This window comes from Streptomyces glaucosporus, assembly GCF_039533345.1.
Taxonomy (GTDB): domain Bacteria; phylum Actinomycetota; class Actinomycetes; order Streptomycetales; family Streptomycetaceae; genus Streptomyces; species Streptomyces glaucosporus.
In genome coordinates this window covers 15066-30742 of record NZ_BAAATJ010000035.1, presented here as the reverse complement: position 1 = coordinate 30742, position 15677 = coordinate 15066, and the positions used below count along the sequence as shown (strand labels likewise).

Genomic DNA, 15677 nt, shown 5'->3' with positions numbered 1-15677 from the left:
GACATGCGCGTACTCGTCCTGGGAGCCACCGGCTATCTGGGCGGGCACACCGCCGAGCACCTGCGCGCCCGACCGGGCGTGCGGGTGCTCGGCGCGGGCCGCGCCCCCGGCCCCTCCCCGGCCCCCGGCCCGGCCGGGGAACCCGCCGCGGGCCTCGCCGTGGACCTGGCCGCCGTGCCCGTGCCCGAACTCGCCGCGCTCCTGGCGGACCTGCGCCCGGACGCCGTGGTCAACTGCGCGGGCGCGGTCGGCGGCGACGCCGTGGCGCTGACCGGCGCCAACGCCCGCGGCCCGGCCGCCCTCTGCGCGGCCCTGCGCGAGGCCGCGCCCCGCGCCCGGCTGGTCCACCTCGGCTCGGCCGCGGAGTACGGGCCCGGCGAGCCGGGCCGCCCCCTGGCCGAGGCCCACCCCGCCCGCCCCGTGGGGCTGTACGGCGCCGCCAAACTGGCCGGCACCCTGGCCGTCACCGGCTCCGGCCTGGACGCCGTCGTCCTGCGGGTGTTCAACCCCGTCGGCCCCGGCGCGCCGCCCGCCTCCCTGCCCGGCCGGCTCGCCGCCGAACTGCGCCGCACCGCCCCCGACGGGGTGGTGCGGGTCGGCGACCTGTCCGCCCACCGCGACTTCGTCGACGTCCGCGACGTCGCCCGCGCCGCGGCCGACGCCGCCCTCGCCCCCGGCCCGCTGCCGCCCGTGCTCAACATCGCCGGCGGCCGGGCCCGCCCCGTGCGGGACATCGCCCGGACGCTGGCCCGGGCCGCCGGATTCCGCGGCCGGATCGACGAGGAGGGCGCCGGGTCGTCACGCTCGGCCGCCGTCGCCTGGCAGCGGGCCGACATCGCCGCGGCCCTCGAAGCCCTCGGCTGGCGGCCCCGCCGCACCCTGGAGGAGTCCCTCGCCGACCTGTGGGAGGAGACGGCGGGCGCACGCGAGGGGGCGCCCCGGTGAGCACGACGGAACCCCGCGGCCACCTCCTCGTCCCGCTGTACGTCCACCCCTCCGTGGACCCGGAGGCGTGGGAGGTGCTCGCCGGGGAGTCAGGAAGGCTGTACGGGGTGGTCCTCAACGCCGCCGACGGCCCCGGACCCTACCCCGACCCCGCCTTCACCGCGGCCGCCGCCCGGCTGCGCCGCGCCGGGGTGCCGCTGCTGGGGTACGTGGACACCGCCTACGGCGCGCGCCCGGCCCGCACCGTGCTCCGCGACGTCCACCGCCACCGCCGCTGGTACGGCGCGGACGGCGTCTTCCTCGACCGGGTCGCGGCCGACGCGGCGTCCCTGCCCCGCTACCGCCGCACCGTGCGGGCCGCCCGGCTGCTGGGCGCGGCCACCGCCGTCCTCAACCCGGGCACCCACCCCGACCCCCGCTACGCGCACCTGGCCGACCTGCTGGTCACCTTCGAGGGACGCTGGGAGGACTACCGCCGCGCCGCGGTCCCGGAGTGGACCCGCTCCCACCCGCCGTACCGCTTCTGCCACCTGGTGTACGCCGTGCCCGAGCACCTGGGCGGCGAGGCGGCCCGCACGGCGCACGAGCGCGGCGCCGCGGTGCACTGCGCGGTGCCGGGCCGGGGCGCCAACCCCTGGCGGTCGGCACCCCTGGCCGCGGACGCCTGCGGAGGCGAGGCCGGATGACCCGCCGCCCGGTCGCCCGGCTGCTCTGCGCCCTCCTGCTGCTGCTCACGGCCGCCTGCTCCGACCCCGGCTCGGACCCCGGCCGCCCGGGACCCGGCCCGTCCCGCGAGCGCTGGCGCCCCGAACCCGGCACCACCTGGCAGTGGCAGCTCCAGGGCCGGATCGAGATGGACGTGGACGCGGAGGTCTACGACATCGACGGCTTCGAGAACGGCGCGGAGACCGTCGCAGCCCTCCACGCCCGCGGCCGGAAGGTGATCTGCTACCTCAACGCCGGCGCCTGGGAGGACTTCCGGCCCGACCGCGACGCCTACCCGCCCTCCCTCCTGGGCCGCGGCAACGGGTGGCCCGGCGAACGCTGGGTGGACATCCGCCGCCTGGACGCGCTGCGCCCGATCCTGGCCGCCCGGATGGACATGTGCGCGGAGAAGGGCTTCGACGCCGTCGAACCCGACCTCCTCGACGGCTACCGCAACGACACCGGCTTCCCCCTCACCGCCGCCCACCAACTGGCGTTCAACCGCATGGTCGCGCGGCTCGCCCACGAGCGGGGACTGGCGGTCGGACTGAAGAACGACCTCGACCAGATCCCGGAACTGGTGGACGACTTCGACTTCGCCGTCAACGAGGAGTGCGCCGAGTTCGGCGAGTGCGCGAAACTCGCCCCGTTCACGGCGAGCGGCAAGGCCGTCTTCCACGCCGAATACGCCCTGCCCACCGGAGAGTTCTGCGGCACCTCGCGCCGCCTGGACCTCAGCTCGATCCGCAAACGCCTCGCCCTGGACGCCTGGCTCCGCACCTGCTGACGGATCAGTCCCCGGCCGACACGATCGGGGTGGGCAGCGGACTCACGGCCGGCTCGATGGTCGACCGCAGGTAGATCCGCGTGCTGCCCGGCTTGAATTCATGGGCGAAGAGTTTGACGCAGTAGTTCGCTTCCTTGCCTTCGGGTGAATCCAGATCACCGTCGCAGAAGCCGCCCCGCCGCGCCTCCCTGATCGTCTCCGGTTCCGGCAGCCCCAGATGTGCGAAGGCCGCGGCGGGTTTGTAATCCTTGGGCTGTGGGCGGAGATTCTCGACTGTCACAGCCCCTCCCGGGTTCAACGCCACGAGATACTTCTCCGCCTCATTGCTGGGCAGGGTGAAGGCGAGGAGTCCGGTGTCGAGGCGGGAGCCGATCTTGTATCCGGCGCGGCGGTCGGTGGCGGATGCGGGGATCTCGACGCCGATCACCTCGCTCATCCACTCCGGGGTGGCGCCGTCCGCCCAGCAGCACTCCTTCTCCTGCCTGTCCAGGTCGGAAAGCGCCTTGTCGCCGAAGTAGGCGAACGAGCCGACGACTGCGGCGGCGACCGCGACGACGACCGCCATGGCGATGAGAAGTGTGCGACGCACGGACACCCTTCCGGGAGGTGGTGTGACGCGGGTCGTCTGCCGACGCCCTCGCGCTCCTGGCGCTGCTCGTGGCAGTGACGTCCGGGCTGCTCCGCCCGCGGACGTCACTGCCGCCCCCGGCCCGTAATGCCCAGCGTCAAGCGCCCAAGTTAGCAAAGGAGTTGGGGCACCGCTCCGGATACCAGGAGCGGGGCGGGGCGGGGCGTCACTCGGTGCGGGTGCGGTCCAGGATCGCGCCGAGGTCCGTGCCGGGCGGGAGGGTGCCGAAGGCGTGGCCCCACTCGCCGCCGAGCCGGGAGGCGCAGAAGGCGTCGGCGACGGCCGGGGAACCGTGGCGCACCAGCAGGCTGCCCTGGAGGACCAGCGCCAGCCGCTCGGCCAGGACCCGGGCGCGCAACTGGGCGCCCACCGGGTCCTTCAGTTCCGGCAGCATGGCCCGTACGCCCGCGACGGCCGCGTCCAGCCGGGCGTCGGCGCCCGCGGCGGCGTCCGCCTCGGCCAGCACCGCGTCCAGCGCGGCGGGCTCCCGGGTCAGGGCGCGCAGCACGTCGAGGGCGACGACGTTGCCCGAGCCCTCCCAGATCGACAGCAGCGGCGCCTCGCGGTACAGGCGCGGCATGCCGGACTCCTCGACGTAGCCGTTGCCGCCCAGGCACTCCAGCGCCTCGGCCGTGTGCGCGCTGCCGCGCTTGCACACCCAGTACTTGGCGACCGCCGAGGCCAGCCGGCGGAAGGCGGCCTCCGACTCGTCGCCCGCCTGCGCGGCGTCCACGGCCGCGGCCAGCCGGAGCCCCAGGGTGGTGGCGGCCTCCGACTCGACCGCCAGGTCGGCCAGGACGGAGCGCATCAGCGGCTGGTCGATCAGCGCGGCGCCGAAGGCCCGCCGGTGAGTGGTGTGGTGGAGGGCCTGCCGCAGCGCGGCGCGCATGCCCGCCGCGCTGCCCAGCACGCAGTCCAGGCGGGTCATGTTGACCATCTCCACGATGGTGCGCACCCCGCGGCCCACCTCGCCCACCGGCCAGGCCACGGCCCGGTCGTACTCGACCTCGGAGGAGGCGTTGGAGCGGTTGCCCAGCTTGTCCTTCAGCCGCATCAGACGCATCGCGTTGCGGGTGCCGTCGGGCAGGACGCGCGGCAGCAGGAAGCACGTCAGCCCTCCGGGGGCCTGCGCGAGCACCAGGAAGACGTCGCTCATCGGCGCGGAGGTGAACCACTTGTGGCCGGTGAGCAGGTAGCTGCCGTCGCCCGCCGGGACGGCCTCGGTGGTGTTGGCCCGGACGTCCGAGCCGCCCTGCTTCTCCGTCATCGACATGCCCGCGACCAGGCCGGCCTTCTCCAGCGGGGGCCGCAGCCCGAAGTCGTAGGCGCGGGCGGTCAGCAGCGGCTCGTAGGCGGCGGCCAGCCCGGGCTGGGCGCGCAGCGCGGGGACGGCGGCGTACGTCATCGAGACGGGGCAGCCGTGTCCGGCCTCGGCCTGGGACCACAGGTGGAACTTGGCGGCGCGGACCAGGTGCGCGCCGGGGCGGTCGTCGGCCCAGGGGGCGGCGTGCAGTCCGTGCTCCACGGCGGCGGCCATCAGGCGGTGCCAGGCCGGGTGGAACTCCACCTCGTCCACGCGGTGGCCGTAGCGGTCGTGGGTGCGCAGGCGGGGCGGGGTCTCCTCGGCCATCCGGGCCCAGTCCTGGACCTCGGGGGAACCCGCCAGGGCGCCCAGCTCCCGTACCTCCGGCTCGGCCCACCCGGCGCCGTGGCGGCGCAGCGCCTCCAGCACGGCGGGCTCGTCCGCCGCGGTGAAGGACGTCAGCGGCGGGGGCTGGTTGATCACTTCGTGGGTGGCGCTCACGGCGACCTCCGGCGGCAGAAGGCGGCGGGACGGCGGGACGGCTGGGGAAGGACGCCGGGAAGGGCGGGCCCCGTACTCTGACATTACAGATCCCGGACACGTGGCGGAAGGCTGTAACGCGCCCGGTGGCTAGGATGGCGCCGCTCATGAACGGCACAGACGGAACAGACGGCACGGGCGTCCCCGCCCGCCCGGGCAGCGGCGCCCCGACCGCCCCGCGCCCCCTGACGGCCCGCTCGATCGTGCTCAGCACCCTGCTCGGCCACCACCCGCCCGCCCTGCCCGCCAGGACCCTGGTGAAGGTGGGGGAGCTGTTCGGGATCGCCGAGGGCACCGTGCGGGTGGCGCTGTCGAGGATGGTCGCGGCCGGCGACCTCGACCAGCGCGCCGACGGCGCCTACGCCCTCACCAGGCGCCTCCTCGCCCGCCAGGCCCGCCAGGACGACAGCCGCGCCCCCCGCACCCGCGACTGGCGGGGAGAGTGGGAGATCGCCGTCGTCACCGCCGAGCGCCGGGCCGCGGCCGACCGGGGCGCGCTGCGCCAGGCCATGACCGTCCTGCGGCTGGCCGAACTCCGCGAGGGCACCTGGCTGCGTCCCGCCAACCTGGTGCGTCCCCGCCCGCCCGTCGTCGCCGAGCAGTGCACGCTCCTCACCGGCGCCCCCGAGGGCGATCCGGCCGCCCTCGCCGCCGCCCTGTGGGATCTGGACGGCTGGGCCGCCGGGGCCCGCGCGCTGGTGGACGCCGCCGACGCCGCCGAGGAGGCCGGGGACCTGGCCCGGCGCTTCACGGTCGCGGCGGCGGCCCTGCGCCACCTGCTCGCCGACCCCCTGCTCCCCGCCGAACTGCTGCCCGGCGACTGGCCGGGCACGGCGCTGCGCCGCCGCTACGACGCCTTCGAGGCCGACCTCCGCGCCGTCCTGCGCCGCCACACGGCGCCCTGACGGCCCCGCCCGCGGCAGGTCCCGCCTCAGATCCCGCGTCCGGGCCGCCGTCCGGCGGTCAGCGCGGGGCGAGGACCACCCACACCTGCCCCTCGGCGAAGTTCACCGGCCCGCCCTCCGGGGTGGTGAACTCCGTGCCGTCCTCCGGCGCCGGCCGCGACCAGTGCGCCTCGTACGCGCGCCCGCCGCGCAGCACCGTCGCCTCGCCGGAGCCGGTGGTGTCGGAGTACGGGGTGATGTTGCCGCCGCGGTCCCCGAACCGGGAGTCGCGGATCGCCACGCGCTGGACGACGACCGTCGGAGCGCCCAGCCGGTCGCCGCCGGAGGTGGTCGCGGGCCTGCCGTCCATGGACACCAGCCAGCGGTCCTCCGCGCCGGACCAGGTGAAGGAGACGGCGGCGTTCGGGAAGCGGACGGTCTCCCCGGTGTCGGGCCGGCCGCCCTCCGGGGCGGCGCCGAAGCGGAAGCCGATGTCATCGGCCCCGCTCACGCCGTCGGGCGCGGCGTCCAGCGCGGCCCCCGGCTCGACGTAGAGGTTGTGCGGCGCGGAACGGTCCGGGGCGCGGGAGTACGCGCCGGGGGCCGCGCCGGGCGGCAGCAGGTGCACCGGGGAGTCCTCCAGCACCGGGACCAGCTTCGACTGCGCCCCGGAGTAGACCAGCGCCGGTTCGCCGAACTGCCGCAGCAGCTCGATGTCGGACTCCCGGGCGCTGCGCACCGGACCCACCGAGGGCGGCAGGTCGGAGGAGTACACGGCCAGCAGACGGGTCAGTCCCGCCTCGACCTGCTCCACGTACACGATGTCGGCCCGCTCCAGCCCCGTGGGCGGGCGCGCGGCCGGCACGTTGTCGATCTTCACCGCGAGCACCGGCGCCGCCGGGTCCCCGACGCGCTCGCCGGTGAACGGGGAGCGCCCCTCCGGCACGCCGCCGCCCTGGCAGCCCGCCAGGACGGCGGCCAGCACCAGCAGCACCGCCGACGCCCGGGCGGCCCGCACCCCGATCCGTCCGCTTCCCATCGTTCGCCGCCCTTCCGGCCGGGCCCGGCCGCGCCGCCCGGCCACTCGTCCGCTCCCCTTCCATCACTTGACCGGGACGGGCGGTTTCATGTCCGCCCGCCCGGCCGGACGGCGGCGCCCAGGCAGCCCCGGCAGCGCGGGACGCCACCCCGGGCACCGTCCCGCGCGGCGCGTGAGGCGGGGGAGGCGGCACTGACGGGGGAGGCGGCACCGGCGGGGGAGGGCGGCCCGGATCCGGTTCCGGGCCGCCCACCCGTCAGCCGGCGGTGGCCTGACGCGTGAGGCGGATGGTGTCCCGGTACCACAGCCCGCTGTCCTTGACCGTGCGGCGCTGGGTGGCGTAGTCGACGTGGACCAGGCCGAAGCGCTTGGCGTACCCGTAGGCCCACTCGAAGTTGTCCATCAGCGACCAGGCGAAGTAGCCGCGCACATCGGCCCCGGCGGCACGGGCCGCCGCCACCGCGCGGATGTGCTCGGCCAGGTAGGCGGTGCGGTCGGCGTCGTGGACCGCGCCGTCCGCGGACACCGTGTCGTCGAAGGCGGCGCCGTTCTCGGTGATCACCGTCGGCAGGCCGTAGTCCTTCTCCAGCCGCAGCAGCAGCTCGGTCAGGCGCTCGGGGACGATCTCCCAGTCCATCGCCGTGCGCGGCCTGCCCTGCGGGATGATCCGCGTCACCGGCAGACCGTCCTCGCCGGTGGTCGAGCCGTCCTCGGCGACCCCGGAGAAGACGTGACCGGAGTAGAAGTTGACGCCCAGTACGTCCAGCGGTGTGGAGATCGTCTCCAGGTCGCCGTCCTCCACGGGCAGGGTCACCCCCCTGGCGGACAGGTCGTCCAGCACGTCCTGTGGATAGCGCCCGTGCACCAGCGGGTCCAGGTAGATCCGGGCGCCGAGCCCGTCGGCGCGGCGGGCGGCCTCCCGGTCGGCCTCGCTGTCGGTGGCCGGGGTGGAGGTGCCCAGGTTGAGGGTGATGCCCAGCTCGCGGGGGGCGTCGGCGGCGGCCCGCAGCCGCCGCGCGGCCAGCCCGTGGCCCAGCAGCAGGTGGTGGACGGCCCGCATGGCGTCGCCGAAGTCGCGGCGGCCGGGCGCGTGCACCCCCTGCTCGTAGCCGAGCATCGCCGAGCACCACGGCTCGTTCAGCGTCGTCCAGTGCCGGACGCGGTCGCCGAGCGCGGCGTGGGCGATCTCGGCGTAGTCGGCGAAGCGGTACGCGGTGTCGCGCTCCGGCCAGCCGCCGGCGTCCTCCAGTTCCTGGGGCAGGTCCCAGTGGTAGAGGGTGACCCACGGGGTGATGCCCCGCTCCAGCAGTTCGTCGGTCAGCCGGTCGTAGAAGGCGATGCCGCGCGGGTCGGGCTTCCCGCGCCCGCCCGGCTGGATGCGCGGCCAGGCCAGCGAGAAGCGGTAGGTGTCGACGCCGAGGGAGGCGATGAGCTCCACGTCCTGCGGCATCCGGTGGTAGTGGTCGCAGGCCGTGTCGCCGTTGTCGCCGCCGGCCACGGCGCCGGGGACGCGGCAGAAGGTGTCCCAGATGGAGGGGGTGCGGCCGTCCTCGGCGACGGCGCCCTCGATCTGGTACGAGGAGGTCGCCACCCCCCAGCGGAAGTCCGCGGGCAGCCCGGCGACGGGCTCGGCGGCGGGTGCGGGTGCGGGGGAGGTCGGTGCGGGCGCGGATGCGGGGGCGGTCATTTCTCTCCAGATCGGCGGTCGTGGTCGTCGTCGTTCAGCCAGCAGGCGACGCTGCGGCCGGTGTCCGTGCCGACGGGCGCCAGACGGGGCGTCCGCCGGCCGCAGGGGTCGAAGGCCTTGGGACAGCGGGGGTGGAAAGCGCAGCCGGACGGCATGGACCTCAGGTCCGGCGGGGAGCCGGGGATGCCGGTCAGCTCGCGGCGCGGGCCGCGCAGCGCGGGGAAGGAGTGCAGCAGCCCGTCGCTGTACGGGTGGCGGGGGTCGCGGTAGATGTCGGCGGCCCCGGCCTGCTCCACGATCCGGCCGCCGTACATGATGGCGATCCGGTCGGAGAACTCGATGAGCAGAGAGATGTCGTGGGTGATGAAGACGACCGAGAAGCCCAGCTCCTCGCGGAGCCGCACGAGCTGCCGCAGGATCTGGCGCTGCATCACCACGTCCAGGGCGGTGGTCGGCTCGTCCATGATGACGATCTCCGGCTCCAGGGCCAGCGCCATCGCGATCATCACCCGCTGCCGCATCCCGCCCGAGAGCTGGTGCGGGTAGGCGCCCAGCCGGTCGGGGGAGATCCCCACCAGCGACAGCAGCTCCCGTGCCCGCTCGACGCGTTCGGCCCGGGACATCTGCGGCCGGTGGGCCTTCAGCACGTCGGTGAGCTGGGCGCGGACGGTGTGCACGGGGTTGAGGGAGTTCATCGCCCCCTGGAAGACGATGGAGACCTCCTGCCAGCGGAAGGCGCGCAGCTGCTGCGGGGTCATGGCCAGGACGTCCACCGGGGAGCCCTCGCGCGGGTGGTAGCGGACGTCCCCGCCGGTGATCACCCCGGGCGGGGAGAGCAGCCGGGTGACGGCGTAGGCGAGGGTGGACTTGCCGGAGCCGGACTCGCCGGCCAGGCCCAGTACCTCGCCGCGGCGCAGGGTCAGGTCCACGTCGTGGAGGGCGCGGACGGCTCCCTCGCCGACGCCGTAGTCGACGCACAGGGAGGAGATCTCCAGCACCGGGGGAGCGGTGGCGGGGGCGGCGGCGGTCACGGGGGTGGTCTCGGGCGTGCTCATGCGGAGGTGCCCTCCGTCCTCTCGGCGTCCTCGGAGTCCTCGGCGTCCTCGGCGGTCCGGGCGTCCCCGGCGGCCCGGCGCGGCGCGCGGGCGACGGGGGTGAAGCCCACCCGCATCCGGACCGCGCCGCGCACGCGGGCGGCGGTGCGCAGCCGGGGGTTGACGAACTCGTCGATGCCGAAGTTGATCAGGGACAGCGCCGTGCCGAGCAGCGCGATGCACAGCCCGGCGGGCACGAACCACCACCACGCGCCCTGGCCGAGGGCCTGGTTGCTCTGCGCCCAGAACAGGATGGTCCCCCAGTTCCAGTGGGAGATGTCCGCGACGCCGATGAAGGCGAGGGTGATCTCCGACAGCACCGCGAAGATCACCGTGCCGACGAACCCGGAGGCGATGACGGCGGTCAGGTTCGGCAGGATCTCGAAGACGATGATCCGCCAGGTGGACTCGCCCGTGGCACGGGCGGCCTGCACGTAGTCCCGGCCGCGCAGCGACAGGGTCTGCGCGCGCAGCACCCGCGCGCCCCAGGCCCACGCGGTGAGGCTGATGACCACCGCGATCACCACGTCGCCCGAGTCCGGCAGGAAGCTGGCGATGATGATGATCAGCGGCAGCCCGGGGATGACCAGGAAGATGTTGCTGAACGCGGAGAGCAGCTCGTCGGCGACGCCGCCGAGGAAGCCGGCGCTCACTCCGACCAGCACGGACAGCAGCGTGGCGAAGAAGCCCGCGACGAATCCCACCACCAGCACCCCGCGGGTGCCCACCAGCACCTGGGAGAAGATGTCCTGCCCGGTCTGGGTGGTGCCGAACGGGTGCTCGAGGGAGGGCGGCTGGAGGACGTCGTCGCTCATCGCGGACGGGTCGTGGGGTGCCAGCCACGGCCCGGCGACGGCGAGCAGGACGAACAGGCCCAGGATCGCCAGCCCGGTCGCGGTCTTGCCGTTGCGCAGGAAGCGCAGCCGGTCGCGGCGGGCCACGGGGGGTGCGGCGGCGCCGACGACGGCGCTATCGGTCGCCTGGACGGCCATCGGGTCAGCCCTCCTTTCGGGTGCGCGGGTCGAGGAGCATGTAGAGGAGGTCGGCGAGGAGGTTCGCGGCCAGGACGGCGAGCGTGATGACCAGGAACACGCCCTGCATCAGCGGGTAGTCCTTGGCGTTGACGCCCTGGAAGAGGACGTAGCCGATGCCGGGGTAGGAGAAGACCATCTCCACCAGCAGCGTCCCGCCCACGATGAAGCCCAGGGAGAGGGCGAAGCCGGAGACGTTCGGCAGGATCGCGTTGCGGGCGGCGTAGGAGAACATCACCCGGCGCTCCGGCAGGCCCTTGGCCTGGGCGACCATCACGTAGTCCTCGGAGGAGACGGTCACCATCATGTTCCGCATCCCCAGGATCCAGCCGGCCATCGCGCTGAGCACGACGGTGACGCCGGGCAGCACCGCGTGGTACAGCGCGCTGGACAGGAACGCCGCGTCGAGGCCGGGGACCAGGCTGGTGTCGTAGCCGCCGGACGCGGGGAAGAGGGGCCACTCCACGGCGAACAGGGAGATGGCGATCAGGCCCAGCCAGAAGTAGGGGATGGACGAGATGAAGGTGGTCACCGGCAGCAGCCCGTCCAGCCAGGAGCCGCGCCGCCAGCCGGCGAAGATGCCGATGCCGGTGCCGACCAGGAAGCTGATCAGGGTGGTGGTGCCGACCAGGGCCAGGGTCCACGGCAGGCTCTGCGCCATGACCTCGGAGACGGGGGTGGGGAAGAAGGTGAACGACAGCCCCAGGTCGCCGCGCGCCAGGTTCGCCCAGTAGTCCAGGTACTGCTGCCACAGCGAGCTGTCCCGGTCGAGCCCGAAGAGGGTCTCCAGGGAGGAGATGGCCTTGCTGGAGAGCTGGCCCTGGTAGCGGGCGATCAGCGACTGCACCGGGTCGCCGGGCATCAGGCGGGGGATGAGGAAGTTGATGGTGATGGCCGCCCACGCGGTCAGCAGGTAGAAGGCCAGACGCTGGAGGACGAACTTCACGACGCCGCCTCCGATCCCGCCCCGGACGTCCCGGACGCCCCGGACGTCCCGGCGGGGACGGCGGCCGGGGTGTCGTACAGCCAGCAGGCCGCCCACTGCCCGTCGTCGAGGTCGAAGCGCGGCGGCGTCTGGGTGCGGCAGCGCTCCATCGCCATCGGGCAGCGCGGGTGGAAGCGGCAGCCGGCCGGCGGGGAGATCAGGCTCGGCGGCTCGCCGGCGGCCGGGTCGGTGTCCTCGTCCTCCGGGGCCGCGGAGCCGGCGTCCCCGCCGCCCGTGACCCGGTCGGGGTCGGGGGCGGAGGCCAGCAGCAGCCGGGTGTAGGGGTGGGCGGGGCGCTGGGTGACGGTCTCGCTGTCGCCGCCCTCGACCATCCGGCCCGCGTACATCACCAGGGTGGTGTCCGCGAAGTACCGGGCGGAGGCGATGTCGTGGGTGATGTAGAGGATCGCCAGGTCCAGCCGTTCCTTGAGGTCGCGCAGCAGGTTGAGGACGCCCAGCCGGATGGAGACGTCCAGCATCGAGACCGGCTCGTCGGCCAGCAGCACCCGGGGGTCGGCGGCCAGGGCGCGGGCGATGGCCACCCGCTGGCGCTGGCCGCCGGACAGCTCGTGCGGGAAGGAGTCCAGGTAGCGTCCGGCAGGGGTGAGCTGGACGCGGCCCAGCAGCTCGGCCAGCGCCGCCTCCGTCTCCTGCCGGCTGTTCCCGGCGCGGCCGTGGATGCGCAGCGCCCGGGTCAGGTGGTAGCGGACGGTGTGGACGGGGTTGAGGGAGGCGAAGGGGTCCTGGAAGACCATCTGGACGTGCCGGCAGTACGCGCGGAACGCCCGCCCCCGGCCGGCCCGCGCGGGGCGGCCGTCCAGCAGGATCTCCCCGGAGGTCAGCGGGTAGAGCTGGGCGAGCAGCCGGGCGACGGTGGACTTGCCGGAGCCGGACTCGCCCACCAGAGCGGTGACGGAGCCGCGGCGCAGCCGCAGCGAGACGTCGTCCACGGCGTGGACGGCCCGGCGGGGACCGCCGAGCAGCGAGCGCGGGCCGCGCCGCACGGGGAAGTGCTTGCTCACCCCGCGGGCTTCCAGCACCACGCGCTCGTCGGCGGGGTGTGCGGTGTGTTCTTCGGACATGGCTGGTTCTTCCTGCCGGAGGCTGTCGTTCCTGCGTCCTGTCGCCGCCCGCGGTCGCTGTCGCCACCGCGGGCGGGGTGTGGTCCGCCCCGCCGCCGCGCGGGAATCGGGGTCAGGTCGTGCGGCGGGGCGGACGGCTTGTTCGCCCTCGTCAGGAGGCGGGCCTCAGGTGCAGGACGACGTCCAGCGCGTTGGGCTGGGTGGGCTGCGGCGGCGCGTACGGGTCGTCCTCGGAGGGCCAGCCGACCCAGTTGCGGGTGGTGTACTCGGCGCCGATCGGGGCGGCGGCGGTGGCGGCGAGCGGGACCTCCTCGACCATGATCCGCTGGAGCTCGTTCAGCGCCTCGGCGCGGGTGGCCTCGTCATCGGCGTTGGCGTACTCCTTGAGGGCCTTGGTGGCGTCCTCGTTGCGGAAGCGGCCGAAGTTGCCCCCGGGGGAGGCCTTGCCCAGCGGCTGGTACAGCTCGCCGTCCATGACGTTCTGGTACATGTCGTACGGGGTGGCGCCGCTGTTGGTCCAGCGCAGGGTGGCGTCGAAGTTCCCCTCGTTGACCGCGGTGGTCCAGGCGTCCACGGTCTGGGTCCTGACCTTGGCCTCGATGCCGATCTGCTTGACGTTGTCCTTGATGATCGACAGGCCGGTGAGGTAGTCCGACCAGCCGGCCGGGTCGGTGAGGGTCATCGTCACCGGCTTGCCCGAGGGGTCCTTGAGGACGCCGCCGGACAGGGTGTAGCCGGCCTTCTTCAGCTCCTTCTTGGCGGCCTCGACGTTCACCGTCTGCTTCTTGCCCCGGTACTCGGGCGCGATGAAGGGCTCGCCGGCCGGCAGCGGTATGCCCGTGACGCTCTCGATCTTCGGGTAGAGCGTGGCCTGCGCCCGCACGTGGATGGCCTCGCGGTCGATCACGTGGTTGATCGCGCGGCGCAGCGCGGGGTCGTCGAAGGGCTTCTTGGCGGTGTTGAACCACAGGCCGTGGACGCCCAGGCCGGAGGGGAACCAGAGCTTGTTGTGCTTCGGGTCCTTGGCGACGTAGATCTTCTTGTAGTCGGGGGTGAAGACGAAGGACCACTCGCAGGAGCCGTTGGCCAGGGCCGTGGTCTGCGCGTTGTTGTCGTTGTAGGAGGTGTAGCGCAGCTCCTTGACCTTCGGCTCCTCCTGCCAGTAGGTGTCGCGGGCGGCGAGGGTGATGGTCTGCGGCGTGAAGCTCTTGAGCGTGTAGGGGCCGGTGCCGACGGGCTTCTTGTTGGGCCAGGTCTCCGGGTTCTTCACCTTCGACCAGATGTGCTTGGGCACGATGAAGGTCGTCAGGATCTTGCTCTGGTTGACGAACTGCGACTCGGGGAAGGTCAGCTCGACGGTGTCGCCCTTGAGGCTGATGCCGTCGAAGGGGACGGCGTGGAGGTTCAGCGCCTCGTTCTTCTTGATCAGCTCGAAGGTGAAGGCCACGTCCTCGGCGGTGAACTTCTCGCCGTCGGACCAGGTGGGCCCGGACTGCACGGTGAGCGTGAGCTTCCTGTAGTTGTCCGACCACTTCCACTCGCTGGCCAGCCAGGGCGTGCCCTTCTCGGCCGGGCGGACGCCGTTCACCATGACCAGCGGCTCGTAGATCATGTGGCGGTAGCCCAGGGAGGTGCCCGCGGAGGTGCCCAGGAACGGGTTGCTGTTGTTGGTCTGCGGGCCGTTGGGCATGCCGACGGTCAGCACGCCCTTCTCCCCCTTGGGCTGCGTGCCGGCCTGGCCGGCGCCGGCGCTGCAGCCGGCGAGCAGGACGGTGGTGCTCAGGGCCGCCGCGGCGGCGGCTCTGGTGCGGGCGGGGACTCTCATGGCGTCTCCTCCATGGGCTTTCCGGGTGTGACGGTGGGTGAGGGGTGGTGACTCTTGGTTCTGAGAGCGCTCTCAGAACGGGGTGGGGTACGGCTGGGATCCGGTCTTCCGGACGGGGGCGGGGTGCTTACGGGTGCGGGGCGGAGTCCCGGACCACCAGTTCGGTGGGCAGGACGACCGGGGAGCCGGGCGGCGGCCCCCCGCCGACGAGGGCGAGCAGCAGGTTCGCCGCCGCCTCGCCCACCTCCCGCAGGGGCTGGCGGACGGTGGTCAGGGGAGGATCGGTGAAGGCGGCGAACGGGATGTCGTCGAACCCGATCACGGCGACGTCCTCGGGCACCCGCCGGCCGGCGGCGCGCAGCGCCCGCAGGGCGCCGGCCGCGCTGAGGTCGTTGTGCGCGAAGACGGCGTCGATGTCCAGGCCGTCGGCGAGCGCCTTCTCCACGGCCTCCTCGCCGGACCGCTCGGTGAAGTCGCCCTCCGCCGTGCGGCGCGGATCGTGGCCGGGGCCGTGCGCCTCGAAGGCGCGCACGAAGCCCTCCAGCCGCTCGCGCACGCAGCCGAACCGCGGGGGGCCGGTGATCACCAGCGGCGCCCGGCGGTCCAGCGCCAGCAGGTGGCGCGCCGCCAGTTCGCCGCCGAGGCCGTTGGTGGTGGTCACGGACGGGAACGACAGGTGGCGGGCGCGGTCGTCGACCAGCACCACGGGCAGTCCCGCCCGGCGCAGCGGGACGACGGCGCCGATCCCGTCCTCGGGCTCGACCACCAGCAGCCCGTCGAACGCCCGCGCCGAGACCTGTTCGGCGAACAGCGCCATCGACTCCCGGCCGCGGTTGCAGGTGAACAGCAGCAGTCCGTATCCGGCCGCCTCCACGGCGTCCACCGCGCCCTGGAGGACCTCGGCCATCCAGGGCCAGGCGAGGGAGGGCGCGAGCATGCCGACCGTGCGGCTGCTGCCCCGGGCCAGTCCGACGGCGCGCGAGCTGGGCACGTACCCCAGACGCGCGATGACCTCCCGCACCCGCTCCGCGGTGCCGGCGTCCACCTCGCCCTTGGCGTTGAGCACCCGGGAGACCGTCGACTTGCTGACCCCGGCGGTGCGGGCGACGTCGGCGATGGTGACGCGCATGGGCACTCCTCAC

At 74.2% G+C, this 15677-nt stretch carries 14 protein-coding genes; 4 read left to right on the top strand and 10 right to left on the bottom strand.

The window, feature by feature from the left end; all coding sequences use genetic code 11:
- Positions 1–3 precede the first annotated feature (3 nt).
- Genes ABD358_RS26120 through ABD358_RS26110 form a run of 3 tightly spaced genes read left to right on the top strand, consistent with a single transcriptional unit; the run spans position 4 to position 2437 of the window.
- Positions 4–945, top strand: a complete 942-nt coding sequence (locus ABD358_RS26120; RefSeq protein WP_344633605.1) for an NAD-dependent epimerase/dehydratase family protein — start codon at positions 4–6, stop codon at positions 943–945.
- Entirely contained in the window at positions 942–1631 is a 690-nt protein-coding gene (locus ABD358_RS26115) for a spherulation-specific family 4 protein (protein WP_344633604.1), read from the top strand. The genes ABD358_RS26120 and ABD358_RS26115 overlap by 4 nt, the downstream gene beginning before the upstream one ends.
- Positions 1628–2437, top strand: a complete 810-nt coding sequence (locus ABD358_RS26110; protein WP_344633603.1) for an endo alpha-1,4 polygalactosaminidase — start codon at positions 1628–1630, stop codon at positions 2435–2437. The genes ABD358_RS26115 and ABD358_RS26110 overlap by 4 nt, the downstream gene beginning before the upstream one ends.
- A gap of 4 nt (positions 2438–2441) precedes the next feature.
- Here ABD358_RS26110 and ABD358_RS26105 read toward each other — a convergent pair whose 3' ends face one another.
- Together ABD358_RS26105 and ABD358_RS26100 are read right to left on the bottom strand one after the other, a co-directional pair.
- Positions 2442–3002 carry a hypothetical protein gene (locus ABD358_RS26105; protein WP_344633602.1) on the bottom strand — a complete coding sequence of 187 codons (561 nt, stop codon included), beginning with the start codon at positions 3000–3002 and terminating at the stop codon, positions 2442–2444.
- A 229-nt stretch (positions 3003–3231) separates the two neighbouring features.
- Entirely contained in the window at positions 3232–4869 is a 1638-nt protein-coding gene (locus ABD358_RS26100; RefSeq protein WP_344633601.1) for an acyl-CoA dehydrogenase family protein, read from the bottom strand.
- A 146-nt stretch (positions 4870–5015) separates the two neighbouring features.
- Between ABD358_RS26100 and ABD358_RS26095 the strand changes: the two genes are divergently transcribed.
- Positions 5016–5813, top strand: coding sequence for a PaaX family transcriptional regulator C-terminal domain-containing protein (locus ABD358_RS26095; RefSeq protein ID WP_344633600.1), 798 nt, complete (start codon positions 5016–5018; stop codon positions 5811–5813).
- Positions 5814–5871: 58 nt separating this feature from the next.
- On the opposite strand, the gene ABD358_RS26090 is transcribed toward ABD358_RS26095, so the two are convergent.
- From ABD358_RS26090 to ABD358_RS26055, 8 genes are all read right to left on the bottom strand, one after another.
- A complete protein-coding gene (locus tag ABD358_RS26090) occupies positions 5872–6831 on the bottom strand; it encodes a DUF3048 domain-containing protein (protein ID WP_344633599.1) in 960 nt (319 codons plus the stop codon).
- A 256-nt stretch (positions 6832–7087) separates the two neighbouring features.
- Positions 7088–8518 (bottom strand): GH1 family beta-glucosidase, encoded by a 1431-nt coding sequence (locus ABD358_RS26085; RefSeq protein WP_344633598.1) that lies wholly within the window; start codon positions 8516–8518, stop codon positions 7088–7090.
- Positions 8515–9573, bottom strand: coding sequence for an ABC transporter ATP-binding protein (locus tag ABD358_RS26080; RefSeq protein ID WP_344633597.1), 1059 nt, complete (start codon positions 9571–9573; stop codon positions 8515–8517). The genes ABD358_RS26085 and ABD358_RS26080 overlap by 4 nt, the downstream gene beginning before the upstream one ends.
- Positions 9570–10604: an ABC transporter permease gene (locus ABD358_RS26075; RefSeq protein ID WP_344633596.1), complete on the bottom strand. Its 1035-nt coding sequence runs from the start codon at positions 10602–10604 to the stop codon at positions 9570–9572. Before ABD358_RS26075 ends, ABD358_RS26080 begins: the two co-directional genes overlap by 4 nt.
- A gap of 4 nt (positions 10605–10608) precedes the next feature.
- Entirely contained in the window at positions 10609–11589 is a 981-nt protein-coding gene (locus tag ABD358_RS26070) for an ABC transporter permease (protein WP_344633595.1), read from the bottom strand.
- On the bottom strand, positions 11586–12710 hold the full coding sequence (locus ABD358_RS26065) for an ABC transporter ATP-binding protein (RefSeq protein ID WP_344633594.1): 1125 nt from the start codon (positions 12708–12710) through the stop codon (positions 11586–11588). The genes ABD358_RS26070 and ABD358_RS26065 overlap by 4 nt, the downstream gene beginning before the upstream one ends.
- 151 nt (positions 12711–12861) lie before the next feature.
- Positions 12862–14535, bottom strand: coding sequence for an ABC transporter substrate-binding protein (locus tag ABD358_RS26060; protein ID WP_344633593.1), 1674 nt, complete (start codon positions 14533–14535; stop codon positions 12862–12864).
- Between the two features lie 127 nt (positions 14536–14662).
- Complete coding sequence (locus ABD358_RS26055; protein ID WP_344633592.1) at positions 14663–15664, bottom strand: LacI family DNA-binding transcriptional regulator; 1002 nt, start codon at positions 15662–15664, stop codon at positions 14663–14665.
- Positions 15665–15677: the final 13 nt, after the last annotated feature.

Coding starts and splice junctions, on each gene's coding strand:
- ABD358_RS26075 (WP_344633596.1), bottom strand. CDS start 10,604: ATGGCCGTCCAGGCGACCGATAGCGCCGTCGTCGGCGCCGCCGCACCC.
- ABD358_RS26085 (WP_344633598.1), bottom strand. CDS start 8,518: ATGACCGCCCCCGCATCCGCGCCCGCACCGACCTCCCCCGCACCCGCA.
- ABD358_RS26060 (WP_344633593.1), bottom strand. CDS start 14,535: ATGAGAGTCCCCGCCCGCACCAGAGCCGCCGCCGCGGCGGCCCTGAGC.
- ABD358_RS26055 (WP_344633592.1), bottom strand. CDS start 15,664: ATGCGCGTCACCATCGCCGACGTCGCCCGCACCGCCGGGGTCAGCAAG.
- ABD358_RS26110 (WP_344633603.1), top strand. CDS start 1,628: ATGACCCGCCGCCCGGTCGCCCGGCTGCTCTGCGCCCTCCTGCTGCTG.
- ABD358_RS26095 (WP_344633600.1), top strand. CDS start 5,016: ATGAACGGCACAGACGGAACAGACGGCACGGGCGTCCCCGCCCGCCCG.
- ABD358_RS26105 (WP_344633602.1), bottom strand. CDS start 3,002: ATGGCGGTCGTCGTCGCGGTCGCCGCCGCAGTCGTCGGCTCGTTCGCC.
- ABD358_RS26065 (WP_344633594.1), bottom strand. CDS start 12,710: ATGTCCGAAGAACACACCGCACACCCCGCCGACGAGCGCGTGGTGCTG.
- ABD358_RS26080 (WP_344633597.1), bottom strand. CDS start 9,573: ATGAGCACGCCCGAGACCACCCCCGTGACCGCCGCCGCCCCCGCCACC.
- ABD358_RS26090 (WP_344633599.1), bottom strand. CDS start 6,831: ATGGGAAGCGGACGGATCGGGGTGCGGGCCGCCCGGGCGTCGGCGGTG.
- ABD358_RS26120 (WP_344633605.1), top strand. CDS start 4: ATGCGCGTACTCGTCCTGGGAGCCACCGGCTATCTGGGCGGGCACACC.